We start from the raw sequence: 23,243 nt of genomic DNA, 5'->3' as shown, positions 1-23,243 counted from the left end.
TAAGGTCGGAGACGATGACTCCGCAGACCACGACCGAACTCGGGCCGTACCCCCGCAAACCCCCCGCCCTGTGGACCGACTGGGCGATGGTCGCCCTGGCCGTCGTCTCGGTCGCCCTGATCGTGTGGATCAGCTTCTTCGAGGTCTCACCCGCCACCTTGAAGTCCGTCCTCATCGCCGACGCCGCGATCTGCGCGATCTTCGCCGCAGAGTTCCTCTGGCGCTGGCGACGCGACGGCTGGACCCGCAGGTTCCTGCTGCTGAACTGGTACGAGATCCTCGGGATGATCCCCGCGTTCGTGGTCACCAGTCCCATCCCCCGCGCCTTCCGAGTGATCCGGATCGTGGTGGCACTGGCCCGGCTGGCCCGCGCGATCGACCGGATCTACGGTGACCGGATCACCGCCGCCGTGGTCAGCCGGGCCACCGAGACGGTGGTCGATGCGGTGAAGCGACCGATCACCGTCGCCGTGCTGGACGAGGTCGCCGACGTGCTCAAGACCGGCCACTACACCCAGAACATCGCGGCCGCGCTGCAGGAGAACAAGCCGGAGATGGACGAGATGATCCTGGATCTGGTCAAGAACGATCCGCAGACCAAACGGGTGCGGTTCATCCCGTTCCACGACGACATCATCCGACTGATCGCCGACACCGTCTTCCGGATGGTCTTCCAGGTGCTCTCCGATCCGCGCACCGACGAACTGGTCTCCGACGTGCTCCGGGAGAACATCGACCAGATGCGGGACTCGGTCAAGACCAAGGACGAGCGGGCACGCGGCGAGGGCAACGCCGCCGTCACAGCCCCGCCGCCCCGTAACCGTTCCGTTACATAAAGGTCATTCGGCTCGAACGCGACGGCAGCACGATTCCTTCAACCCCGGACCGCGCGGTCCGGGACCGGAAGGAACACACCCGTGACCGCACTGCAACCCCCGGAGGCCGCCGGCGCACCGTCGACGAAGCTCCGTGACGCCGCCGCCCGCGAGACCCTCGAGGACTACACGCTGCGCTTCGCACCGCGGAGCTACCGCAAATGGGGGCCCGCCGTGGTCGCCACCTCGGCCCTCGGCGGCATCGCCTACCTGGCCGATTTCGCGATCGGCGCGAACATCGGCATCGCCGGTGGCACCGGCAACGCCCTGCTGGGCATCGGCTTCTTCGCGATCGTCATCATGGCCACGGGACTGCCGTTGGCGTACTACGCGGCGCGGTACAACATCGACCTGGACCTGATCACCCGCGGCAGCGGATTCGGGTACTACGGCTCGGTGGTCACCAACGTGATCTTCGCGTCGTTCACGTTCATCTTCTTCGCGCTCGAGGGCGCGATTATGGCACAGGGCCTCAAACTCGGCCTCGGCATCCCACTACCGGTGGGCTACTTCGTCAGCTCGGTGATGGTGATTCCGCTGGTCATCTACGGCATGAACACCCTCGCCAAACTTCAGGTCTGGACCACCCCGGTCTGGCTGGTGATGATGGTGCTGCCGTTCGCCTACCTGCTGATCAGCCATCCCGACACGATCAGCGACTTCTTCGCCTACTCCGGTACCGATATCGTGCGCGACGGTGCCGGCAACGTCATCTCCGCCACCTCCGCCGGACACGGGGTGAGCCTGGCCGGAACCATGCTGGCCGCGGGCGTGTGCCTGTCGCTCATCGCGCAGATCGCCGAGCAGATCGACTACCTGCGGTTCATGCCGCCCAAGACCGCCGAGAACCGTCGGGCCTGGTGGATCGCGATGCTCACCGCCGGCCCGGGCTGGGTCGTCTTCGGCGCCATCAAGCAGGTCGTGGGCCTGTTCCTGGCGGTGTACCTGATCGCACAGACGATGGACAACGCCGGCGTCGCCAACGAACCGGTGCACCAGTTCGTGCAGATCTACGAGGACTTCCTGCCCGGCTGGCTGGCGCTGACCCTGGCCGTGATCCTGGTGGTCATCAGCCAGATCAAGATCAACGTGACCAACGCCTACTCCGGCTCGCTGGCCTGGACCAACAGCTTCACCCGCGTCACCAAGACCTACCCCGGTCGGCTGGTCTTCCTGGTCCTGAACGTGGCGATCGCGCTGGTGCTCATGGAGGCCGACATGTTCAGCTTCCTCAACTCGATCCTCGGCTTCTACGCCAACTGCGGCATCGCCTGGATCGTCGCGGTGGCCAGTGACATCGCGATCAACAAGTACCTGCTGAAGATCTCCCCCAAGGAGCCCGAGTTCCGCCGCGGGATGCTCTACAACGTCAACCCCGTGGGCTTCGTCTCGGTGCTCGTCGCCGCCGGACTGTCGATCGCCGCGTTCTTCGGTGTCCTCGGCTCGGGCCTGCAGCCGTACTCGCCGCTGGTGGCTCTGGTCCTGGCGCTGGTGCTGCCGCCGGTCCTCGCGGTCGCGACCCGCGGCCGGTACTACCTGCGTCGATCCGACGACGGCATCGACCTGCCGATGTTCGACGCCGACGGCAACCCCTCGGACGCCAAGCTGCTGTGCTGCGAGACCGGCATCGAGTTCGAGCGGCCCGATATGGTGGCCTCCGCCGTCCCCGGCCCGAACGGGGAGAAGCAGTACATCAGCTCGCTGGCACTCTCTACCGATAAGTCCGGCCGGCACGTCCTGCCGGCGGATCCGCCGGTGGTGTGATCGCGTGAACGGACGGTGCGTCGGCCTCCCCGGCCGGCGCACAGTCGTCACATCGCAGGTGCATCAGGATCTCGGCGTGCCCGGCCAGGAACGCCCGTTCGTCGAGCTTCTTGCGCCGCATCCAACCGGTGACCTCGGAATTGCATTTGCTCGCATTGCACGAACGGCACGCGGGCACCACGTTCTGCTCGGTGTACTGCCCGCCCCGGGAGATCGGCAGCACGCAGTCCTTCTGGTACGGCCCCTCTCCCCCGCAGTACGCACACGCGCCCCACAACCGCACCAGTCGCTCCCACTGGGCCACCGTCAGGTCGTTATCGGCGGCGGCCACCCGCCGAGCACGACGGCGCGCGATCCGCGCCCGGCGGGTGCCGCTACGGCGCGGCCCCGGAGACGGTAACGCCAGGAGCGGCAGTAGCAGCGGAGGCACCGCCACACGATAGACCACCATCCGGGGCCCGGAGCCGGGTGATCGCCGACCACACCCGCGCCGCACTCCGCCGACCGGGCCCGTCCAATCGGGACAAATGGCGCACAGAAAGGAATATCGTCCACTCATGCCCACCTATGAATTCCGCTGCGCCCGTTGCGGAACCTTCGACGCCGTGTACCGCATGAGCGATCTCCCCGACGCCGCGACGTGCAGCTGCGGGCGGTCCGCAGCGCGCGTGATGACCGCTCCACGACTCGGTCACGGCCGGTCCGGCGCGATGCGCCTGCTCGATGCGACCTCGGCCACCGCGAACCGACCGGACGTGGTCGGCGCGGTACCGGGCCGCACCGCGAGCGGTGATCACCGCCGCTTCTCGGGTCCCACCCCGGGACGGTCACCGGCACCGCCCGACCCCCGGCACGCCCGCCTCCCCCGTCCCTGAACTCCCTGGCAGCAATCCACAGAAAGGTCACGCCCATGCCCGAGGTCGTCTTTCCGCTCGATTCCAGCAAGAAGTTCACCGACCAGGAGAAGGTCGGCCACAACCGGTGGCACTACGCCATCCCACCGGCGGTCACCGTCAAACCCGGCGACACCTTCCGGGTGCACTGCCGCGAGTGGTTCGACGGCGCCATCCACAACGACGACTCCGCCGAAGACATTCTCAACGCCCCTTTGAGCACGGTGCACACCCTGTCGGGACCGATCGCGGTCGAGGGCGCCCAGCCGGGTGACCTGCTGATCGTGGACATCGTCGACGTGGGTCCGATCCCGCAGGAGGACAGCGGCCCGCTGGCCGGGCAGGGCTGGGGTTACACCGGCATCTTCGCCACCGAGAACGGGGGCGGTTTCCTCACCGAACAGTTCCCCGACGCCTACAAGGCGATCTGGGACTTCACCGGGCACACCGCTACCTCGCGGCACGTGCCGCATGTGAGCTTCACCGGCATCGTCCACCCCGGCCTGATGGGAACGGCACCGTCGAAGGACCTGCTGGCGAAGTGGAACGCGCGGGAGGCGGCCCTGATCGCCACCGATCCGGACCGGGTGCCCCCGCTGGCACTGCCACCCGAACCGAACGACGCGGTCCTGGGCTCCCTGACCGGAGAGGCGTTCACCGCCGCGGCCGCCGAGGCCGCCCGCACCGCGCCGCCGCGGGAGAACGGCGGCAACCAGGACATCAAGAACCTCACCCGCGGCACCCGGGTGTTCTACCCGGTGTTCGTCGACGGGGCCAACCTGTCGGTGGGTGACCTGCACTTCAGCCAGGGCGACGGTGAGATCACCTTCTGCGGCGCCATCGAGATGGGCGGTTTCATCGACCTGCACGTGGACATCATCCGCGGCGGCATGCAGACCTACGGTGTCAGCGAGAACGCGATCTTCCTCCCGGGCGGCGATGTGGGTCCGCGGTACGAGCAGTTCCTCGCCTTCTCGGGTACCTCGGTCACCCTGGACGGCGAGCAGCGCTACCTCGACAGCCATCTCGCGTACCAGCGCGCCTGCCTGCACGCCATCGACTACCTGACGAAGTTCGGTTACAGCCCGGAACAGGCCTACCTGCTACTCGGCGCGGCGCCGATCGAGGGCCGACTCTCCGGTGTGGTGGACATCCCGAACTCCTGTGCCACCGTGTACATCCCGACGTCGATCTTCGACTTCGACGTGACCCCCGGCAAGGACGGTCCGGTGCGGATCGACCCCGGCCAGGGGGCGCCGCACGCCTCCCGCTGATCAGCCGCCGTACCGCCGGGTCGTCACGGAATGGGCAGGCCCGGCGGGATGGTGATGGTCCGCGGTGCGCCCGGCGGCAGGTCGATCCCCGGTGGGATCACCACGGTGGTCGGATAGGGCTGCTGCGTCTTGGGCGTCGTCGTGGTGGTCTGCAGCACGGTCGTGGTGGTCGTGGTGACCGGGTACGCCGTGGTCGGCGGGGTGTACGGCGGCACATACGTGGGCTCGGGCGCACCGGTCTGCACCGGTACCGCGGTGGTGGGCGCGGCCGGTGCCGTGGACGGCTTGACCGAGGAGGCCGACGGCGACGACGGTGTGGAAGAAGCGGACGGGCTCGATCCACCGGTCGGATTCACCGTGAACGACGGCACCGAACCGGTGTCCGACGGTGCGCAGCCCGCGGCGGCGCCGAGACCCGCCAACAGGGCCGTACCGGCGAGAACACGGGTCAACGCGGGCGTGCGTGCGATCACAGTGAATGCCATATGCAATATAGGACCGCATCCGAGCGAACATTGCAACCCGCACGGGATGTCACGGTGCATCAGCCGGCCGGCGACTGCGGTGCCGCTCAGACGGTGGCGCTACCCACTCGTTCCCAGCGATTGCCACGGAAACGCAGCACCACCGAGGCGCAGCGCAACACCATGAACGCCGCCAGTCCGGACCAGATCCCGGCCAGACCCCAACCGAATGCGTACGAGAGCCAGATCAACGGCAGGAAGCCCACCAGCGCGGAGACCATCGTCGCGGTGCGCAGGAACTTCGCGTCCGACGCGCCCAGCAGCACACCGTCGAGCGCGAAGACCACCCCGGCGACCGGCACCATCGCCACCAGGAACCACCACGGCACCCGCACCGCGTCGAGCACCTGCTGATCGGTGGTGAAGACCCGCGGCAGCAAGCCGGCGAGAACCGCGAGCACCACTGCGACACCGACCGCGAAGACGGCGGACCACCGGGTGATCCGGCGTCCCAGGGAACGGGCCGACGCGGCATCACCCGCCCCGAGTGCCGCCCCGACCAGTGTCTGCGCGGCGATCGCCAGCGAATCGAGAATCAGCGCCACGAAGTTCCACAGCTGCATCCCGATCTGGTGCGCACCGACGAACTGGGCACCCGCCCGGGCGGCGACCGCCCCGGCCGAGACGAAGCACACCTGGAAGGAGAGGCTGCGCACGATCAGATCGCGGCCGAGCACCAATTGCGCCCGCACCACCTGCGGGCGCAGCCGCAACGACGACGCCGCGTGGGCCACCGCGACCAGGAACAGGACGCCGCTCACCAGCTGCCCGAGCAGGTTCGCCCAGGCCGAGCCGACCAGGCCCATCGCGGGAGCGCCGAACCAGCCGAAGACCAGGATCGGACACAGGATCGTCGACAGGCCCAGTCCGGCGAGCACGAAGATCAGGGGCGCGCGGGGCCGCTGCACACCGCGCAGCCATCCGTTCCCGGCCATCGTCAGCAGGATCAAGGGGATGCCGAACGACGCCACCCGCAGCCAGGACTCGGCCTCGGCGGCGATCTCGTCCCGCCCGGCGATCGCCCGGCACAGCGGCCCGGCGAAGACCTGCACCAGGGCCAGGATCAGCCCTCCCACGGCGAGCGCGAGCCAGCTGGCCTGCACCCCCTCGGTGACGGCACCTTCCCGATCACCGGCGCCGAAGCGCCGCGCCGACCGCGAGGTGGTGCCGTACGAGAGGAACGTGAGCTGGGTGGAGACCGTGGCCAGGATCAGCGCGCCGATCGCCAGCCCCGCCAAGGCGAGTGCACCGAGCCGGCCGATGACGGCGGTGTCCCACAACAGGTACAGCGGTTCCGCGGCCAGCACGCCCAGCGCGGGCAATGCCTGTCCGACGATCCTCCGGCCCAATCCGGGCTCGGCGGTACCGGACGCCCGGCTCATGCCCGGGCGAGGAAGGCGCCGACCACCTCGTCGGCGGTGCCGGTGGCGGAGTAACCGGCGGCGAGCCGGTGCCCACCACCGTCGAAACCGCGGGCGACCTCGGAGACGTCCACGGCGGCGCGGGCCCGCAGGGACGCCGACCACTGACCGTCGTCGCCCTCCTTGAACAGAGCGGCGACCTCGCAATCGTCCGCGGTGCGGAGCAGGTCGATCAGCGATTCCGCGGCGTCCCAGCCGAGCGGTCCCCGGTCGGCGGCACGGCACACCGCGTACACCACACCGCGCCCGTCGAACGCCTCCGGGACCGCGGTCGCGGTGCCGAGCACCGCGGCGACCATCGCGAACCAGGCCCGCGGGTGACTGTCGAGCAGGTCCCGTGCCAGGTCGCGGCCGCGAGCACCGGCTTCCAGCAGGCGCGATGCCATCACGTGCCCGGCCGGCGAGGACCAGCGGAACGAGCCGGTGTCGGTGATCAGGCCGGCGTAGAGACAGTCGGCGGTCTGCGCGTCGACCTCTGCGCCGAGCGCGTCGATCACCGCGAGCACGAGTTCGGTGGTGCTGTTGGCGGTCGGATCGATCAGGTCGACGGTGCCGAATCCGCCGTTGGTGGCATGGTGGTCGATCACCACCCGCACCGGATGGTCGTTGAAGGAATCCTCCAGTCCGGCAAGACGTTCCGAGCTGGCGCAGTCGACGGCGACGGCCACCGGCGCGTCGATCGGATCGGAGAAGCCGTCGACCCCGGCCAGTGACCCGACCCCGGAGGGCAGGTCCGGACCGGGGTGCGAGACCGAGACCTCGGCGCCGCGGGCGCGCAGCACCCGGGCCAGCCCGAGGCCCGAACCGAGGGTGTCCGCATCCGGCCGAACGTGGCAGTACACGGCGACGCGGGTGGCCCCGTCCAGTGCCGCGGCTACCGCCGCGAGCGCCGGCGCGGGGGCGTCCGTCACCGCTGGACCTCGTCGGCCTTGTCGTCGGCCAATCCCCCGCGGACCTGATCGCCGACCGCATCGGCGTCGGTATCACCGGCTTCAGCACGATCGTCGTGCTTGTACGGATCCTCGTCGCCGGCGGGCTTGGCGGTGGCGGCGACCGCCGCGACCCGCTCGTCCTGCTCCCGGGCCTTGGCCAGCAGGGCTTCCATGTTGGCGACGGCGGCGGGCACCCCGTCGAGCTCGAAGCGCAGGGTGGGGGTGAACCGCACCCCGGTGCCCGCTCCGACCTTGCTCCGGAGCTGACCACGGGCCTTCTCCAGGCCCGCCGCGGCGCCCTCGTAATCGGGCTCGGCGTCGAGCGTGGGTCCCATGACGGTGTAGAAGACGGTCGCGTCGTGCAGGTCGTTGGTCACCCGAGTGTCGGTGACGGTGACGTGATCGAGCCGCGGATCCTTGATGTCGTGCTCGATCGCGGTCGCGACGATGGTCCCGATCCGCTTCGCGAGCCGAGCGGCCCGTGCCGGGTCAGCCATGTCAGCTCCCTCCCTTGAACCTCGGACGATCGACCGGCGGACTGTGGTGCCGATCGATCGATGGACAACGAGCATATCCCGGCTACCGACCGTGAGGTCGGGACCCGGTGGGCGATCGGCGATTCAGTCCTCGGGACCGAACAGCCTCCTGCGCACCGACAACAGTTCGACCTCGGGATGGCCGGCCGCGGTCCGCTCGCACCGGTCCAGGATCTCGACGACGTGCGCGTGATCGGGGCCGACCACGCCGACCCCGATCACCGCACGACGGTGCAGGTCGTGGCCGCCCACCTCGGCCGCGCTGACGGAGAATCTCCGCAGCTCGGCGAGGATGGGCTTGACCACCGACCGCTTCTGCTTGAGCGAGTGCACGTCCCCGAGGAGCAGATCCACCTCGAGAGTACCGATGAACACGTCGAACCCGGTCAGTCGCGCGGCTTCTCGACCAGCTCGTAGGTCTCGATCACGTCGCCGACCTTGATGTCGGAGTACGAGAGCGTCAGACCGCATTCGTAGCCCTCGCGGACCTCGGTCGCGTCGTCCTTCTCACGCTTGAGCGAGGTGACGCTGAGGTTCTCGGCCACCACCGTCGAATCACGCAGCAGGCGCGCCTTGGCGTTGCGCCGCATGATGCCCGACTGGACCATGCAACCGGCGATGTTGCCCACCTTGGAGGACTTGAAGATCGCGCGGATCTCGGCCTGACCGAGCTCCTTCTCCTCGTAGACCGGCTTGAGCATGCCCTTGAGCGCAGCCTCGACCTCGTCGATCGCCTGGTAGATGATCGAGTAGTAGCGGATCTCGACGCCCTCGCGGTTGGCGAGCTCGGTGGCCTTGCCCTCGGCGCGCACGTTGAAGGCGATGATGATCGCGTTCGACGCCGATGCCAGGTTGATGTTGGTCTCGGTGACACCACCGACACCGCGATCGATGACCCGCAGCTGCACCTCGTCGTCGACCTCGATCCCGAGCAGGGCCTCCTCCAGCGCCTCCACGGTGCCGGAGTTGTCGCCCTTGAGGATGAGGTTGAGCTGGCTGGTCTCCTTGAGCGCCGCATCCAGATCCTCGAGCGAGACGCGCTTGCGCGAGCGGGCCGCCAGAGCGTTGCGCTTGCGCGCCGCGCGCCGGTCGGCGATCTGCCGGGCGATACGGTCCTCGTCGACCACGAGCAGGTTGTCACCCGCACCCGGCACCGACGTGAAGCCGATGACCTGAGCCGGTCGCGACGGGTACGCCTCGGTGATGTCGTCGCCGTTCTCGTCCACCATGCGGCGAACACGGCCGTAGGCATCGCCCGCGACGATCGAATCGCCGACCCGCAGGGTGCCGCGCTGGATGAGCACGGTGGCCACCGGGCCACGGCCGCGGTCGAGGTGCGCCTCGATGGCGACGCCCTGCGCGTCCATGTCCGGGTTCGCCCGCAGATCCAGCGAGGCGTCCGCGGTGAGCAGCACCGCCTCGAGCAGTGCCTCGACGTTGGTGCCCTGCTTGGCGGAGATGTCGACGAACATGGTGTCGCCGCCGTACTCCTCGGGAACCAGGCCGTACTCGGTGAGCTGGCCGCGGATCTTCTCCGGCTGCGCGCCCTCCTTGTCGATCTTGTTCACCGCGACCACGATCGGCACCTCGGCCGCCTGCGCGTGGTTGATCGCCTCGACCGTCTGCGGCATGACGCCGTCGTCGGCCGCGACCACCAGGATCGCGATGTCGGTGGCCTTCGCACCGCGGGCACGCATGGCGGTGAACGCCTCGTGACCGGGGGTGTCGATGAAGGTGATCAGGCGCTCGTCGCCGTTGAGCTCGGTGAGCACCTGGTAGGCACCGATGTGCTGGGTGATTCCGCCGGCCTCGCCCTCGCGGACGTTGGCCTTGCGGATCGTGTCCAGCAGTCGGGTCTTACCGTGATCGACGTGGCCCATGACGGTGACCACGGGCGGGCGCTGCTCGAGATCGTCCTCGTCGCCCTCGTCCTCGCCGTAGGTGAGGTCGAAGCTGTCCAGCAGCTCGCGGTCCTCGTCCTCGGGGCTGACGACCTGGACGACGTAGTTCATCTCCTCGCCCAGCAGCACGAGGGTCTCCTCGTTCACCGACTGGGTCGCGGTGACCATCTCACCCAGGTTGAACAGCGCCTGGACCAGCGATGCCGGGTTCGCGTCGATCTTCTCGGCGAAGTCGCTCAGCGATGCGCCGCGGGCGAGACGGATCGTCTCCCCCTGACCGCGCGGCAACCGGACGCCACCGGCGATCGGCGCCTGCATGTTCTCGTACTCGGCGCGTTTCGCCCGCTTCGACTTGCGGCCACGACGCGGAGCGCCACCGGGCCGGCCGAAGGCACCGGCGGTACCACCGGGACGGCCACGACCACCGCCGCCACCGGGACGACCGCGGAAACCACCCGCGGGTGCACCGGTGCCGCCACCACCGCCGGGACCGCCGCGGTAACCGCCGCCGCCACCGCCGGGACGGCCACCGGGCCCGCCACGGCCACCGGGGCCGGGACGCCCCGGGGTGGCCGGACGTGCCGCGCGTGCGGGCATGGCACCCGGCGTCGGGCGCGGAGGCATGCTGCCGGGAGTCGGGCGGGGGCCACCGGGACCGGCCGCGGGGCGACCGCCCTGCGGACGCGGACCGCCCTGGCCGGGCGCCGGACGGGCACCGCCCTGCGGACGCGGGCCACCCTGGCCGGGCGCGGGGCGCCCGCCCTGCGGACGGGGGCCACCGGGACCGGGCTGCGGGCGCGGAGCGCGCTCGACCGGAGCCTGCGAGGAGAACGGGTTGTTGCCGACCTTCGGAGTGCGCGGGCCGGGCTTGGGGCCGGCCGGACGCGGACCGGGCCGGGCCGACGGGCGCGCCTCAGGGGTCGCTGCGCGCGCCTCGGGAGTCGCCGTACGTGCCTCGGGGGTCGCCGGGCGAGCCTCGGGAGCCGACGAGGTGGCTGCGGCCGCAGGTGCCTCCGGCGCCGCAGCGGCGGGAGCTGCTGCGGCCGGCTCGGGAGCCGACGGGGTGGCCGGGCGCGGGCCCGGGCGGGCCGAACTCGGCTTGGGTGCGCGTGACGCCGCCGCAGCTCCGCTCGCCGCCGCGGGGCCGGGCTTCTTCGCCGGACCGGGCTTGGCGCCGCTGGGCTTCGCCGGGGCGTCGGACTTCGAGCCGTACGACTCGCGCAAGCGCCGCGCGACGGGGGCTTCCACCGTCGACGACGCGGACTTCACGAACTCGCCCTGCTCACTGAGCCGTGCGAGAACTTCCTTGCTGGTGACACCGAGTTCCTTAGCCAACTCGTGCACGCGGGCCTTGCCTGCCACTACTCTCCTCATCTGCGAGGTCGAGGGCGCTGCAGGTCCCGCCGACCTCGGTTAGTTACTCCGATTGCCGTTCATCGCTGGTGCTTCACGGTGTGCTCATGTCTTCAGCTCAGTTCCTTCATTTCCGAGTGGACCGGTCACGATCGACCGACCGCCTTCAGACCGCAGACAATAGTACCGCGCCGGGGCAAATCGATTCACGCCAGGGAGTCGTCCAGCCTGCCGGAAACCCGCAGCGCCCGGCGGAAGGCGTTCCGCTTGCGCGCACTGTCGATGCAGCGCGGGTCGTCGTGCAGCCACGCTCCCCGTCCGGGCAGACGGTGACCGGTGTCGATCACCACCCGCAGTCCCCCGCCGGGATCCTCCGCTGCGGGGTGCTCCGCCGCGGGCTGAGCGACCACCCGGATCAGCTCCCGCGCCGGGGCCCGGCCTCGACACCCGATGCAGGTGCGGACCGGTTCGGTCACGAAGGGGTGCTTCCCTCGGCGTCGGAACGGATGTCGATGCGCCAGCCGGTGAGCCGGGCCGCCAGGCGCGCGTTCTGCCCCTCCTTGCCGATGGCGAGCGACAGCTTGAAGTCCGGGACCACGACGCGGGCGGCCTTCTCCTTGGCGTCGACGACGGTGACCGAGACCACCGACGACGGCGACAGCGCGTTGCCGACGAAGACCGCGGGATCGTCGTCGTGGGCGATGATGTCGATCTTCTCGCCCTCCAGATCGCTCATCACGTTGCGCACGCGCTGCCCCATCGGGCCGATGCACGCGCCCTTGGCGTTGAGCCCCGCCACCGAGGTGCGGACCGCGATCTTGGACCGGTGTCCGGCCTCGCGGGCCACCGAGGTGATCTCGACGCTGCCGTCGGCGATCTCCGGGACCTCCAGCGCGAACAGCTTCTTGACCAGGTTCGGATGAGTGCGCGAGAGGGTGATCTGGGTGCCGCGCTGGCCGCGGCTGACGCCCACGACGTAGAACTTCATCCGGTCGCCGTGGTTGTAGGTCTCCCCCGGCACCTGCTCGGCGGGCGGCAGTAGGCCCTCATGGCCCTCGCGCTCGCTGCCGATCCGGACCACCACGAAACCACGCGCCGCGGCGCGGGCGTCCGCCTGCACCACACCGGAGACGACTTCGCCCTCGTAGACGGCGAACTCCCCGAACGTGCGGTCGTTCTCGGCGTCACGCAGCCGCTGGGTGATCAGCTGGCGGGCCGAGTCGGCGGCGATCCGGCCGAATCCCTCAGGGGTGTCGTCCCACTCGGTGATGACACCACCGTCGGCGTCGAGTTCCTGAGCCAGCACGCGGACCTGCCCCGAGCGCCGGTCGATGTCGATCCGGGCGTGCGGCTGATGACCGTCGGTGTGCTTGTACGCGGTGAGCAGCGCGACCTCGATCGCATCGATCACGGTGTCGACGGAGATGTCCTTCTCCGCCTCGATCGCCCGCAGGGTCGCCATGTCGATGTTCATCTAGTCCTCTTCTCCGACGCCCGCACCGGCGTTCTCATCCTTGGTCAAGTCGCTGTTCAGGTCATTGCTGGGGTCCTTCGTCAGGTCCTCGGGGTCGGCTCCCGACTGCACCCTCCCGGGGGTGATCCCGGACAGTTCCATCTCCCGGGGGTTCGGCGGGCGGAACTCCACCTGCATCGCAGCCGCGGCCACCTCGGCGAGCGCGAGCTCACGGGTGGTCGGGGCGGTGCCCTTCACACCGGGGATGACGACGGTGACCGTCTGCTCATCCGGTGCCAGCGGTCCGACCCGGACCAGGAGGTTCTCACCGCCGGCCAGTTCGACGGCGGCGCGACGGCCCCGCGCGCGGCGCCAGTGGCGGGGCTCGGTGAGCGGACGCTCAGCGCCGGGGGTGGTCACTTCGAGGGTGAAGGCCTGCGCGCCGAAGACCTCGTCGGCGGCGTCGACGGCGGCGGAGAGGGTGCGCGCGAGGTCGGCCAGAGAATCGAGGGTGGGACCGGCGTCGTCGTCGACCACGACCGTGATCGAGGATTTCGGGCCCGCGTTGTTGATCCGCAACTGTTCCAGATCGAGGCCCGCGGCATCGAGGTGAGGCACGATGACGGCCCTCACCGCCGTTTCGTCGTAAGCCATACGCGCCTCCTGTGAAGTTGTCACCGGGCATCCCCCGGTATCGAACGCTCGTATCAGTGTACCCGTGTCGCGTGATTAGACTCGCCCCGTGATCGTCCAACCGCCGCGCCGCGGCATCGACCGCCGTACCGCGCTGACATCCGCTCTGCTGACCGGTGGCGCCCTGGTGGGAGGTGCTGCGCTCACCGGCTGCACCACCGCCGAGGAACGCGCCGGCCAGCCGGAGGCGATCCGCCTGCAGGCCGCCGTCGCCCGTGCCCACGCCGATGCGGACGCAGCCCGCGGGCTCGCGGTGCTCGACGGTGGCATCGGCCGGCAACTGCAGGTGATCGCCGAACAACGCGGCCAGCACGCCGCGGCCCTGACCGACGAGCTCTCCCGGTACGTGCAGCGGCCCACATCGGTGACCGCGGCACCGTCGTCCGGTTCCGCCGCTCCGGCTCCCGTGACCCGGGAGTCGCTGGTGGCTCAGTTGACCCGCTCGGCGAAGGACGCCGCGGATTCCGCCGTGGCGTCCTCGGGCTATCAGGCCGCGCTGCTGGGTTCGGTGGCCGCCGCAGTCCGCGTGCACCTGGAGGTGATGCTCGGATGAGTCCCTCACGCGAGGCGCTCAGCGCCGCTATCGCCGCCGAACATTCGGCGGTCTACCTGTACGGACTGGTCGAGGCGTACGCCGCCCCGGCCCGCCGCGCTGAGATCTCGAAGTACAGCGCCGAGCACCGGGCCCAACGGGAGGCGCTGTCGGCGGCGCTCACCGCCGCCGGCGGGCAGATCCCGCCCGCGGCACCCGCGTACACGCCGCCGGAGCCGGTTCTCGATCCGGTGACCGCGGCGCGGGTCGCGACGGCGATCGAGGACGACACGGCCGCGGCGCACCGGGCTCTCCTCGTCCGCGGCGACGCCGATCCGGTCCGCAACCTCGGGGTGACCGGCCTGAGCGGCGCCGCCGTCCGCGGCGCCCGCTGGCGGCTGGCACTGGGGCAACCGGCGACGGCGACGGCCTTCCCCGGCATCCGCGGCTGACCCCGCCGCCGCAGCGCACTACCTCGCGGCGGCGGCCACCTCGGTTGCGGCATCGGCCACCGGGACCTCACGGGCCGCACCGGTGAACCGGTCGCGGATCTCCACCACGCCGTCGGCCCAGCCCCGGCCGACCACGACCACCGTCGGAACGCCCAGCAGCTCGGAGTCCTTGAACTTCACACCCGGCGAGGCCTTGCGGTCGTCGAGCAGAACCTGCAGTCCGGCGGCGTCGAGCTCCGCGGCGAGTGCCTCCGCACCGGTCCAGGCCCCCTCGTCCTTGTTGGCTATCACCAGGTGCACGTCGAACGGGGCGACCTCCTTCGGCCACCGCAGCCCCTTCTCGTCGTGCTGCTGCTCGGCGATCACCGCGACCAGGCGCGAGACTCCGATGCCGTAGCTGCCCTGGGTCAGGCGCACCGGCTTGCCGTTCTCCCCCAGTACGTCGACCTCGAAGGCGTCGGTGTACTTGCGGCCGAGCTGGAAGATGTGACCGATCTCGATGCCCCGGGCGGACACCAGGGTGCCGCGGCCGTCCGGCGAGGGATCGCCGTCGCGGACCTCGGCCGCCTCGATGGTGCCGTCCGGAGTGAAGTCCCGGCCCACGGTGAGGTTGACCACGTGCCGGCCGGCGGCGTCGGCTCCGGTGATCCACGCGGTCCCGGTCACGATGCGCGGGTCCACCAGGAAGCGCACCTCGTTGTCCTGCAGGGCACGCGGACCGATGTAGCCCTTCACCAGGAACGGGTACTTCGCGAAGTCCCCCTCCTCGAGCAGCGCCACCTCGGCCGGCTCCAGCGAGGCCTCCAGTCGCTTGAAGTCCACCTCTCGATCACCGGGCACGCCGACGCCGAGGAGTTCCCAGTCGCCGCCCGGGGCCCGGGTCTTGACCATGACGTTCTTGAGGGTGTCGGCGGCGGTGACCTCCCGGCCGAGCACGGAGGCACCGTCGGCGCCCTGGTTGGCCCAGGCCACCAGAGTCTCGATGGTGGGCGCGTCCGGGGTGTCGTAGACCTGCGCGTCGGGCAGTCCGTCGAGCGCGATCGCCGGCGGCGCGGCCGTGATCACGGCCTCGACGTTCGCCGCGTAATCGGATTCGGTGGAGTGCACGTAGGTGTCCTCACCGACCTCGCTCACCGCGAGGAACTCCTCCGACGCGCTGCCGCCCATCGCGCCCGAGGTGGCCGAGACGATCACGTGCTCGACCGCGAGCCGCTCGAAGATCCGCTGGTAAGCGGCCCGATGCTGGGCGTACGCCGCGGAGAGACCGTCGTCGGAGAGGTCGAAGCTGTAGCTGTCCTTCATCACGAACTCGCGGCCGCGCAGGATGCCCGCGCGGGGACGCTCCTCGTCGCGGTACTTGGTCTGGATCTGGTACAGGATCACCGGGAGGTCCTTGTACGAGTTGTACTCGCCCTTGACGGTGAGCGCGAAGATCTCCTCGTGCGTGGGTCCGAGCATCATGTCGGCGCCCTTGCGGTCCTGCAACCGGAACAGGCTGCTCCCGTACTCGGTCCACCGGTTGGTCACCTCGTACGGTTCGCGCGGCAGCAGTGCGGGCAGCAGGATCTCCTGGCCACCGATCGCGTCCATCTCCTCACGGACCACCTGCTCGACCTTGCGCAGCACCCGCAGGCCCAGCGGTAGCCAGGAGTACACGCCCGGCGCGATCCGCCGGACGTAGCCGGCCCGCACCAGCAGCTTGTGGCTGGGAACCTCGGCGTCGGCCGGGTCGTCGCGGAGGGTGCGCAGGAACAGCTGGGAGAATCGGGTGATCACGGGGCTATACCTTAATGTGCCCTCTGTGCTGATCCTGCTTCCCCCGTCCGAAACGAAGGCCGGCGCCCCGGACAGTGGCGCCCCGCTCGACCTCGGCCTGCTGACCTTCCCCGCGCTCACCCCGATCCGACGGCGGCTCCTCGACGCCGTGATCGCCGTCTCCGGCGACGACGACGCCGCTCGCACCGCGCTGGGCCTGTCGGCGGGGCAGACCGGCGAGATCGAACGCAACCGGGTGCTGCGCACCGCACCCACCCGGCCGGCGATCGAGCAGTACACCGGGGTGCTCTACGAGGCCCTGGACGTGGCCGCGATGACGAAGGCGCAGCGGGCGAAGGCCGATGCGCGGCTGGCGGTGGGCTCGGCACTGTTCGGTGTGGTCGGCGCCGCCGATCCGATTCCGGCCTACCGGCTCTCAGCCGGTTCCAGATTGCCCGGGATGGGCACGCTCGCCGCGCAGTGGAAACCCGATCTGGCCGATGCACTGGCCGGTGCCGACCGCGGCCTGGTCGTGGATCTGCGCTCCGGCGGCTACGCCGCACTCGGGAGGGTGCCCGGCGCGGTGACGGCCACCGTCGTGACCGAGAAGCCGGACGGTTCCCGCTCGGTGGTCTCCCACTTCAACAAGCACCACAAGGGTCTGCTGGCCCGGGCACTGGTGACCGGTCGGGCCGAGCCGACCGACGCGAGCGGTGTGGTGCGCGTCGCGCAGAAGGCCGGGTTGCGCGCCGAGCTGACCTCGCCGACCGAGGTCACGATCGTCACCGCGGGCTGATCCGCACGGGTACTTCCGAGCCCGGGTCGCGCGGTGGTCAGTCCTCGTCGAGGCGGTGCCGGCGGGCCCGGCTGACCCGGTCCGCCTGGGCGGACGGGACCGGACGGTGCATGCCCGGCTCGGGGGCCGCGTGCCGTCCGCCGCCGCGCGACGGTTGGTCCTGGGCCTGCACGTGCTGCGCCTGCGAATGCCGGGGCGCGTCGTGACGGGGCTGCGACGGGCTCTGCTGGCCCGGCTGGGGCATCGGCCGGCTCATCGGACCACTGGGCCGGTTCACCGGAGCGCTGGGCCGGTTCACCGGACCGCTCGGACGATTCACCGGACCGCTGGGACGGTTCATCGGGCCGCTGGGGCGCGGCATCGGCGCGCCGGCGCGGTACCGGGCAGAGGGCTCCTGCTGCTGACGCGGCGGCGCCGGGCGCCGGTACTGCTGCGACGGGGGCTGCGGGGGCACCGGCGGCCGGGGAAGGTCGGCACTCTCGCGCTGGATCGGCCCAGACGGGCGTGCCACCCCGGCCAGGTCGTCGCCGGGTTGCGGCGCGCGGCGCGGCAACGGATCACTGGGATGGGTGAACGGACCGGTCGAACCCGGCCCCTGTGGGCGGGACACCGGGACCCCGCCGGTCTGCTGTCGGGACGGCTGCTGCGGATGCCGAGTCCCGGGCTGGGACGTGCCTTGGACGTCGGAACGCTTGATCGCGCGGAACCGGTCGGTGAAGTACACCGGCTCCGGGTCGCCCGGCTTCTCGTTGTACACGCGGTCGAAGTCCTGGCGGTTCACAGCCGGGAAGGACCCGGAGGTGACGTCGCCCTCGATCGGCTCCCAATCGTCGTCGACGTCGTCGTCGAAGGCCTGCGCCGGGAACGAGGTCGACGGGATCGAGCCACCGGACTTGTTGGACTCCTGCGCCGCCTGCCCCTCGGCCACTTCCTCCGGGGTGAACCGCATGAACGGCACCACCACCAGGCCCGCGATGATCAGGATCACCGCGCAGGCGATGAACGCCAGGCCGTAGCCGGAGGCCAGAGCGCTGCGCTGGGACTCATTGAGCATCTCGTGGGTGATGTCACCCTTGGTCGGACCGCCCTCCTTCATGATCCGGGAGGTCACCACCACCTGCACCGAGGCCAGTCCGATGATGCCGCCGATGTTCTGGCACACCTCGACCAGCGCCGACATCGGGCCGGTCTCCGAGGGGCGGACGCCGGCCAGCGCGCAGATCGGGAGCGGGATCATCGCGAAACCGACGCCGAGACCGATGAAGAACACCGGTAGCCCGATGTACGGGAAGTAGGTGACCTCCTCCGGGCTCCTGGACATCAGCATCGGCACGTAGATGCAGGGTAGGAAGACGATCACTCCGCCGATCGCCACCAGCCATCGCGCCTGCATCTTCAACGCGAGCTTGGACGAGACGGGCGCGGCGATGCCCATACCCACGGCGAACGGGATCAGGGCGACACCGGACTGCAGCGGGGTGTAGCCGAGCACCTGCTGGAAGGTGAGGGCGACGTAGAAGCCGAGGGTGGGGATCAGGGCACCGCACACCAGGATGGCGATCATCGCGGCCACCCGGTTGTGGTTGCGGAACAGCGAGAACGGCAGGATCGGGTTCTTCGCGGTGCGCTCGACCAGCAGGAAGGCCACCAGACAGGCGATGCTGAGGGCGGCGGAGACGTAGATGCTCGCGCCCTTCCACCCGACCTCGGGGCCCATGGTGAGGGTGTAGACACCACCGACACAGCCGGCCACGGCCAGGAAGGCGCCGCGGATGTCGAGTGCGTGCCGCCGCTCGGAGGTGGACTCCTCCAGTGCGTAGACGGCGCCGATCACGCAGATGATGCCCACCGGCACGTTGATCCAGAAGACGAAGCGCCAGTCCATGGTGGCGAGCAGGCCACCTGCGACCAGTCCCGATACCGATCCCAGGCCGGCCATCGCGCCGAAGATGGCGAAGGCCTGGTTGCGCGCCTTACCGGGGGCGAAGGTGGTGGCGATCAGCGCCAGCGCGGTGGGACAGGCGATCGCGGCGAACAACCCCTGGCCGGCGCGCGCGGCCAGCAACCAGGCCTCGTTGGTGGCGAAGCCGGTGAGCAGTGAGGCCGCGGTGAAGCCTGCGACGCCGAAGACGAACATCCGTTTTCGGCCGAAGGTGTCGCCCAGGCGGCCTCCGAGCAGCATGAATCCACCGAAGGTGACGGCGTAGGCACCGAACACCCAGATCTTCGCGGCATCGGACAGATGCATGGCGTCCTGGATCCGCGGCAGGGCCACGAAGACGACGGTGCCGTCCAGCACTGCCAGGAACATCATTCCGGACAGGACGACGATGGCCACGCCCAGTGCGCTGCCCTTGACGCGGTAGGTCTGCGCCGGGCTACCGGGGGCCATCGTTGCGGTCATGGAGTCCGAGGCTACCGGGCGAGGGAAGGCGCCCGGAAATCGTTGACCGCTACTCGTGGGGCGAATGAGACGGAAGTGTCCCAAACTGCATGCGGGATGCACCGGTCGATTCGCCCTGTTTGCGCACGCCACGGTGCAGATTCGGGGATGTCCGAGATGCACCGATCAGTGCGGGTCACATTTCACCCTCGATGCGCGCGTCGGCGTGGCACCGTCGGCCTGCGCTCACTCCGGGGAGTTCCGCCTACGGGCCCGCCGCACCCGCTCGGCCTGCGGCGATACCTCCGGTGAGTGCATCGGAGACCTCGAAGACGCCGGTTTCTGCGGCGGGGCGTCCGGCCGGGCCGGATCACGGACCGGGCCGCCCGGTCGACCGCGCTGGTGCGATCGCGGCTGCGGCTGCGCACCCGGATCCCGGCGCACCGGACCGGACGGATCCCGGCGGACCGGTCCGGAGGGACGTTGCACGGTGATCGCCCGGGTCTGCTCGGCTGAGGGGTCCGGCGGCCGCTGCGCCCGCTGTTGCGGGGCAGGCTGCTGCGGCGCCGGTCGAGGAGCGCGTGGCCGTGGCGCGTGCTCGTCGATCTCGGAGCGCTTGATCGCCCGGAAGCGGTCGGTGAAGTACACCGGCTCCGGATCGCCGGGCTCCTCGTTGTAGGCCCGGTCGAAGTCCTCCCGCCGGACCACGGGGAAGGCACCGGAGGTGACATCGCCCTCGATCGGCTCCCAATCGTCGTCGACGTCGTCGTCGAAGGCCTGCGCCGGGAAGGAGGTGGACGGGATCGCGCCTCCGGACTCGCTGGACTCCTTGGCCGCCTGTCCCTCGGCGATCTCCGCGGGCGTGAATCGCATGAACGGCACCACCACCAGCCCGGCGATGATCAGGATCACCGCGCAGGCGATGAACGCCAGACCGTAGCCGGATGCGAGGGCGGTGATCTGCTCACCGGTGAGTTCCTCGTGCCGCAGGTGACCGGTGGTCGGCCCCTGCTCCTTCATGATCCGGGAGGTGACCACCACCTGCACCGAGGCCAGGCCGATGATGCCGCCGATGTTCTGGCACACCTCGATCAGCGCGGTGAGCGGCCCGATCTCGGACGGCCGGACTCCGGCGACGGCGCCCAGCGGCAGCGGGACCACGGCCATCCCCACCCCGATTCCGATGAGGAGGACCGGGACGGCGATCTGCGGGAAGTAGTCGATGCTGGCCGGGGCGTCGTCCATCAGGGTCGGCACGTACAGGCACGGCACGAAGACGATCAGGCCCCCGATCGCGACCAGCCAGCGGGCCTGCATCCGCCGCACCAGCGAGGCGCTGACCGCCACCGAGATGCCGAAGCCGACCGCGAAGGGCAACAGCGCGAGTCCCGATTGGAACGGGGTGTAGCCGAGCACCAGTTGGAAGGTGAGGGCGACGTAGAAGCCGAGCGTGGGCAGCAGGGCGCCGCACACCAGGATGGCGATCATCGCGGCCACCCGGTTGCGGTTGTTGAACAGCGAGAACGGCAGGATCGGGTTCTTCGCGGTGCGCTCGACCACCAGGAAGGCCACCAGACAGACCACGCTGACCAGCGCGGCCAGGTACACCGAAGTGCTCTGCCAGTGCGCCTCCGGTCCCGCGGTGAGCGTGTACACCCCGCTCACGCAGCCGGTGACCGCGAGCACCGCCCCCTTGACGTCGAGTGCGTGCCGCCGCTCCGCCAGGGCCTCGTCGAGGGTGAAGTAGCCGCCGATGGCGCACGCCAGACCCACCGGGACGTTGATCCAGAAGATCAGCCGCCAGTCCATCGTGGCGAGCAGCCCGCCCGCCACCAGGCCGGCGATCGAACCGAGTCCGGCCATCGCGCCGAAAACCGCGAAGGCCTGGTTGCGCGCCTTACCGGGGGCGAAGGTGGTCGCGATCAGGGCCAGGGCGGTGGGGCCGGCGATCGCGGCGAAGAAGCCCTGTCCGACGCGAGCGGCCAGCAGCCACGCCTCGTTCGGCGCGAATCCGGCCAGCAACGACGCGATGGTGACGCCCAGAACGCCGAACAGGAACATCCGCTTGCGACCGAAGGTGTCGCCGAGCCGTCCGCCGAGCAGTAGGAACCCGCCGAAGGTGAGCGCGTACGCGCCGAAGACCCACACCTTGGAGGCGTCCGAGAGCCCCAGGGCGTTCTGGATCGCGGGCATCGCCACGAAGACGACGGTGCCGTCCAGCACGGACAGGAAGATCATGCCGCAGAGCACCAGGATGGGAATGCCGAATGCACTGCCCTTGACGCGGTAGGTCTGCGCCGGGCCGCTCGGCACCAAGGTTGCGGTCATGATCGACAACGCTACCGAGCGAGGGGGCCGGACGGAAGGAACCGCGTGAAACGAATGAGACACAAGTTTCTGATGTGACTGTTCGGTCCGCCCGGTTCACAGCGGCCGCGCCGGCCGCGGATGTCAGTCGCCGATCGCCGCGGTGAACCCGGCGACCGACCCCACCACCAGCACCGCGGGTGGCTTGATCTGCGCCGCTTCCGCATCCGCGGTGATTCCGGCGAGCGTGCCGCGGACGGTGCGCTGCCCACCGGTCGTGGCGTTCTCGATCACTGCGGCCGGTGTGTCGGACGGGCGCCCGCCGGCGATGAGCGCATCCGCGATCACCCCGAGTCGCTCGACGGCCATCAACACCACGACGGTGCCTCGCAGGCGTCCCAGCGCATCCCAGTCGACCAGGCTGTCGGGGTGACCGGGCGGAACGTGTCCGGAGACCACGACGAATTCGTGGGTCACCCCGCGGTGCGTGACCGGGATGCCCGCGGCCGACGGTGCGGCGATGGAACTGGTGATCCCCGGGACCACCGTCACCGGGACACCCGCCTCCGCGAGGGATTCGAGCTCCTCGAAGCCGCGGCCGAAGACGTACGGATCGCCGCCCTTGAGACGGACGACGAACTTGCCCTCCTTCGCCCGGTCGATCAGGACCCCGTTGATGGCCTGCTGCGCCATCGCACGCCCGTAGGGCACCTTCGCCGCGTCGATCACCTCGACGTGCGGTGCGAGCTCGGCGAGCAGTCGCGGCGGTGCCAACCGGTCGGCGACCACCACGTCGGCCAGGCCGAGCAGGGTGCGGCCGCGCACAGTGATCAGGTCCGGGTCCCCGGGCCCGCCTCCGACCAGGGCGACCGTCCCGGACAGCCCGGCCCTGCGGCCCGCACTCGCCGGGGCCTGCGACCCACCGCCTGCCGATTCCCCGGTCAGCACCGAGCGCAACTGGTCCCGGACGGCGGCCGAGCGGCGATGGTCGCCGGAGGCGAGGACGCCCACCTGGAGACCGTCCTGGGCGACGGTGGCCGGGGTGACGGCGGTGCCCTCGCGGGCGAGGTCGGCGCGCACGCAGAAGGTGCGCTGGGCCTGCGCCTCGGCGACCACCTCGGCGTTCACCGCCGGGTCGTCGGTGGCTGCCAGGGCGTACCAGGCCCCGTCCAGATCACCCGCACGGTAGGCGCGGCGGTGCCAGGTGATCCCGGGGGTCGATTCGACCGCCGGTGTCGCCTCGGGTGCCACCACGTGAACGTCCGCGCCGGCGGCGAGCAGGACGGGCAGCCGCCGCTGGACGACGGTGCCCGCCCCCACGACGACGACACGGCGCCCCCGCAGATCCAGACCGACGAGGTAGGGATCGCAAGGGGCGCCGTGGCTGTTCATGGCGCTC

At 70.3% G+C, this 23,243-nt stretch carries 20 protein-coding genes and 1 pseudogene; 7 read left to right on the top strand and 14 right to left on the bottom strand.

The window, feature by feature from the left end; genetic code table 11:
• Positions 1-14 precede the first annotated feature (14 nt).
• Both ACYVHG_RS00545 and ACYVHG_RS00540 read left to right on the top strand, forming a co-directional pair.
• The gene (locus ACYVHG_RS00545) at positions 15-836 is read left to right on the top strand and encodes an ion transporter (RefSeq protein WP_461165481.1); all 822 of its coding nucleotides are present in this window, start codon (positions 15-17) and stop codon (positions 834-836) included.
• 81 nt (positions 837-917) lie between these two features.
• Positions 918-2,639 (top strand): purine-cytosine permease family protein, encoded by a 1,722-nt coding sequence (locus ACYVHG_RS00540; RefSeq protein ID WP_461165480.1) that lies wholly within the window; start codon positions 918-920, stop codon positions 2,637-2,639.
• Positions 2,640-2,694: 55 nt separating this feature from the next.
• On the opposite strand, the pseudogene ACYVHG_RS00535 reads toward ACYVHG_RS00540, so the two are convergent.
• A pseudogene (locus ACYVHG_RS00535) lies at positions 2,695-3,090 on the bottom strand (HNH endonuclease); the annotation flags it as partial.
• Positions 3,091-3,196: 106 nt separating this feature from the next.
• On the opposite strand from ACYVHG_RS00535, the gene ACYVHG_RS00530 reads away from it, so the two are divergent.
• Entirely contained in the window at positions 3,197-3,514 is a 318-nt protein-coding gene (locus ACYVHG_RS00530; protein ID WP_461165479.1) for an FmdB family zinc ribbon protein, read from the top strand.
• 35 nt (positions 3,515-3,549) lie between these two features.
• Complete coding sequence (gene fmdA, locus ACYVHG_RS00525; protein ID WP_461165478.1) at positions 3,550-4,806, top strand: formamidase; 1,257 nt, start codon at positions 3,550-3,552, stop codon at positions 4,804-4,806.
• A gap of 23 nt (positions 4,807-4,829) precedes the next feature.
• Here the strand turns inward: fmdA and ACYVHG_RS00520 are convergent, their stop codons facing one another.
• From ACYVHG_RS00520 to rimP, 9 genes are all read right to left on the bottom strand, one after another.
• Positions 4,830-5,291: a hypothetical protein gene (locus ACYVHG_RS00520; protein WP_461165477.1), complete on the bottom strand. Its 462-nt coding sequence runs from the start codon at positions 5,289-5,291 to the stop codon at positions 4,830-4,832.
• 86 nt (positions 5,292-5,377) lie between these two features.
• Positions 5,378-6,712 carry an MATE family efflux transporter gene (locus tag ACYVHG_RS00515; protein WP_461165476.1) on the bottom strand — a complete coding sequence of 445 codons (1,335 nt, stop codon included), beginning with the start codon at positions 6,710-6,712 and terminating at the stop codon, positions 5,378-5,380.
• The gene (locus ACYVHG_RS00510; RefSeq protein ID WP_461165475.1) at positions 6,709-7,662 is read right to left on the bottom strand and encodes a DHH family phosphoesterase; all 954 of its coding nucleotides are present in this window, start codon (positions 7,660-7,662) and stop codon (positions 6,709-6,711) included. Before ACYVHG_RS00510 ends, ACYVHG_RS00515 begins: the two co-directional genes overlap by 4 nt.
• Complete coding sequence (gene rbfA, locus ACYVHG_RS00505; RefSeq protein ID WP_461165474.1) at positions 7,659-8,180, bottom strand: 30S ribosome-binding factor RbfA; 522 nt, start codon at positions 8,178-8,180, stop codon at positions 7,659-7,661. The genes ACYVHG_RS00510 and rbfA overlap by 4 nt, the downstream gene beginning before the upstream one ends.
• A gap of 123 nt (positions 8,181-8,303) precedes the next feature.
• Positions 8,304-8,594: a DUF503 domain-containing protein gene (locus ACYVHG_RS00500; RefSeq protein WP_461165473.1), complete on the bottom strand. Its 291-nt coding sequence runs from the start codon at positions 8,592-8,594 to the stop codon at positions 8,304-8,306.
• A gap of 11 nt (positions 8,595-8,605) precedes the next feature.
• Positions 8,606-11,482: a translation initiation factor IF-2 gene (gene infB / locus ACYVHG_RS00495; protein ID WP_461165472.1), complete on the bottom strand. Its 2,877-nt coding sequence runs from the start codon at positions 11,480-11,482 to the stop codon at positions 8,606-8,608.
• 197 nt (positions 11,483-11,679) lie between these two features.
• The gene (locus tag ACYVHG_RS00490; protein WP_461165471.1) at positions 11,680-11,949 is read right to left on the bottom strand and encodes a YlxR family protein; all 270 of its coding nucleotides are present in this window, start codon (positions 11,947-11,949) and stop codon (positions 11,680-11,682) included.
• Positions 11,946-12,947, bottom strand: coding sequence for a transcription termination factor NusA (nusA, locus tag ACYVHG_RS00485; RefSeq protein ID WP_461165470.1), 1,002 nt, complete (start codon positions 12,945-12,947; stop codon positions 11,946-11,948). The genes ACYVHG_RS00490 and nusA overlap by 4 nt, the downstream gene beginning before the upstream one ends.
• Positions 12,948-13,580, bottom strand: coding sequence for a ribosome maturation factor RimP (gene rimP / locus ACYVHG_RS00480; protein ID WP_461165469.1), 633 nt, complete (start codon positions 13,578-13,580; stop codon positions 12,948-12,950).
• Between the two features lie 88 nt (positions 13,581-13,668).
• Between rimP and ACYVHG_RS00475 the strand changes: the two genes are divergently transcribed.
• Both ACYVHG_RS00475 and ACYVHG_RS00470 read left to right on the top strand, forming a co-directional pair.
• Complete coding sequence (locus ACYVHG_RS00475) at positions 13,669-14,172, top strand: hypothetical protein (RefSeq protein ID WP_461165468.1); 504 nt, start codon at positions 13,669-13,671, stop codon at positions 14,170-14,172.
• Positions 14,169-14,603 carry a DUF4439 domain-containing protein gene (locus ACYVHG_RS00470; RefSeq protein ID WP_461165467.1) on the top strand — a complete coding sequence of 145 codons (435 nt, stop codon included), beginning with the start codon at positions 14,169-14,171 and terminating at the stop codon, positions 14,601-14,603. The genes ACYVHG_RS00475 and ACYVHG_RS00470 overlap by 4 nt, the downstream gene beginning before the upstream one ends.
• 18 nt (positions 14,604-14,621) lie before the next feature.
• Here the strand turns inward: ACYVHG_RS00470 and ACYVHG_RS00465 are convergent, their stop codons facing one another.
• Positions 14,622-16,379 carry a proline--tRNA ligase gene (locus tag ACYVHG_RS00465; protein ID WP_461165466.1) on the bottom strand — a complete coding sequence of 586 codons (1,758 nt, stop codon included), beginning with the start codon at positions 16,377-16,379 and terminating at the stop codon, positions 14,622-14,624.
• A gap of 25 nt (positions 16,380-16,404) precedes the next feature.
• Between ACYVHG_RS00465 and yaaA the strand changes: the two genes are divergently transcribed.
• The gene (yaaA, locus tag ACYVHG_RS00460) at positions 16,405-17,154 is read left to right on the top strand and encodes a peroxide stress protein YaaA (RefSeq protein WP_461165465.1); all 750 of its coding nucleotides are present in this window, start codon (positions 16,405-16,407) and stop codon (positions 17,152-17,154) included.
• A 37-nt stretch (positions 17,155-17,191) separates the two neighbouring features.
• On the opposite strand, the gene ACYVHG_RS00455 is transcribed toward yaaA, so the two are convergent.
• The 3 genes from ACYVHG_RS00455 to cobA all read right to left on the bottom strand — a co-directional run bounded on the left by ACYVHG_RS00455 (position 17,192) and on the right by cobA (position 23,236).
• The gene (locus ACYVHG_RS00455) at positions 17,192-19,546 is read right to left on the bottom strand and encodes an MFS transporter (protein ID WP_461165834.1); all 2,355 of its coding nucleotides are present in this window, start codon (positions 19,544-19,546) and stop codon (positions 17,192-17,194) included.
• A 237-nt stretch (positions 19,547-19,783) separates the two neighbouring features.
• Positions 19,784-21,865, bottom strand: a complete 2,082-nt coding sequence (locus ACYVHG_RS00450; protein ID WP_461165464.1) for an MFS transporter — start codon at positions 21,863-21,865, stop codon at positions 19,784-19,786.
• Between the two features lie 123 nt (positions 21,866-21,988).
• A complete protein-coding gene (gene cobA, locus ACYVHG_RS00445) occupies positions 21,989-23,236 on the bottom strand; it encodes a uroporphyrinogen-III C-methyltransferase (protein WP_461165463.1) in 1,248 nt (415 codons plus the stop codon).
• Positions 23,237-23,243 lie beyond the last annotated feature (7 nt).

It is taken from the genome of Tsukamurella serpentis, from assembly GCF_054780975.1.
The sequence above is the reverse complement of the archived record's forward strand: the minus strand, read 5'-3'. Positions and strand labels throughout refer to the sequence as shown.

What these genes read in the sequence shown, in the direction of transcription:
- ACYVHG_RS00515 (WP_461165476.1), bottom strand. Translation starts at nt 6,712, where the DNA reads ATGAGCCGGGCGTCCGGTACCGCCGAGCCCGGATTGGGCCGGAGGATC.
- ACYVHG_RS00455 (WP_461165834.1), bottom strand. Translation starts at nt 19,546, where the DNA reads ATGGCCCCCGGTAGCCCGGCGCAGACCTACCGCGTCAAGGGCAGCGCA.
- rimP (WP_461165469.1), bottom strand. Translation starts at nt 13,580, where the DNA reads ATGGCTTACGACGAAACGGCGGTGAGGGCCGTCATCGTGCCTCACCTC.
- ACYVHG_RS00520 (WP_461165477.1), bottom strand. Translation starts at nt 5,291, where the DNA reads ATGGCATTCACTGTGATCGCACGCACGCCCGCGTTGACCCGTGTTCTC.
- fmdA (WP_461165478.1), top strand. Translation starts at nt 3,550, where the DNA reads ATGCCCGAGGTCGTCTTTCCGCTCGATTCCAGCAAGAAGTTCACCGAC.
- ACYVHG_RS00470 (WP_461165467.1), top strand. Translation starts at nt 14,169, where the DNA reads ATGAGTCCCTCACGCGAGGCGCTCAGCGCCGCTATCGCCGCCGAACAT.
- nusA (WP_461165470.1), bottom strand. Translation starts at nt 12,947, where the DNA reads ATGAACATCGACATGGCGACCCTGCGGGCGATCGAGGCGGAGAAGGAC.
- ACYVHG_RS00530 (WP_461165479.1), top strand. Translation starts at nt 3,197, where the DNA reads ATGCCCACCTATGAATTCCGCTGCGCCCGTTGCGGAACCTTCGACGCC.
- ACYVHG_RS00450 (WP_461165464.1), bottom strand. Translation starts at nt 21,865, where the DNA reads ATGACCGCAACCTTGGTGCCGAGCGGCCCGGCGCAGACCTACCGCGTC.
- cobA (WP_461165463.1), bottom strand. Translation starts at nt 23,236, where the DNA reads ATGAACAGCCACGGCGCCCCTTGCGATCCCTACCTCGTCGGTCTGGAT.
- rbfA (WP_461165474.1), bottom strand. Translation starts at nt 8,180, where the DNA reads ATGGCTGACCCGGCACGGGCCGCTCGGCTCGCGAAGCGGATCGGGACC.
- ACYVHG_RS00545 (WP_461165481.1), top strand. Translation starts at nt 15, where the DNA reads ATGACTCCGCAGACCACGACCGAACTCGGGCCGTACCCCCGCAAACCC.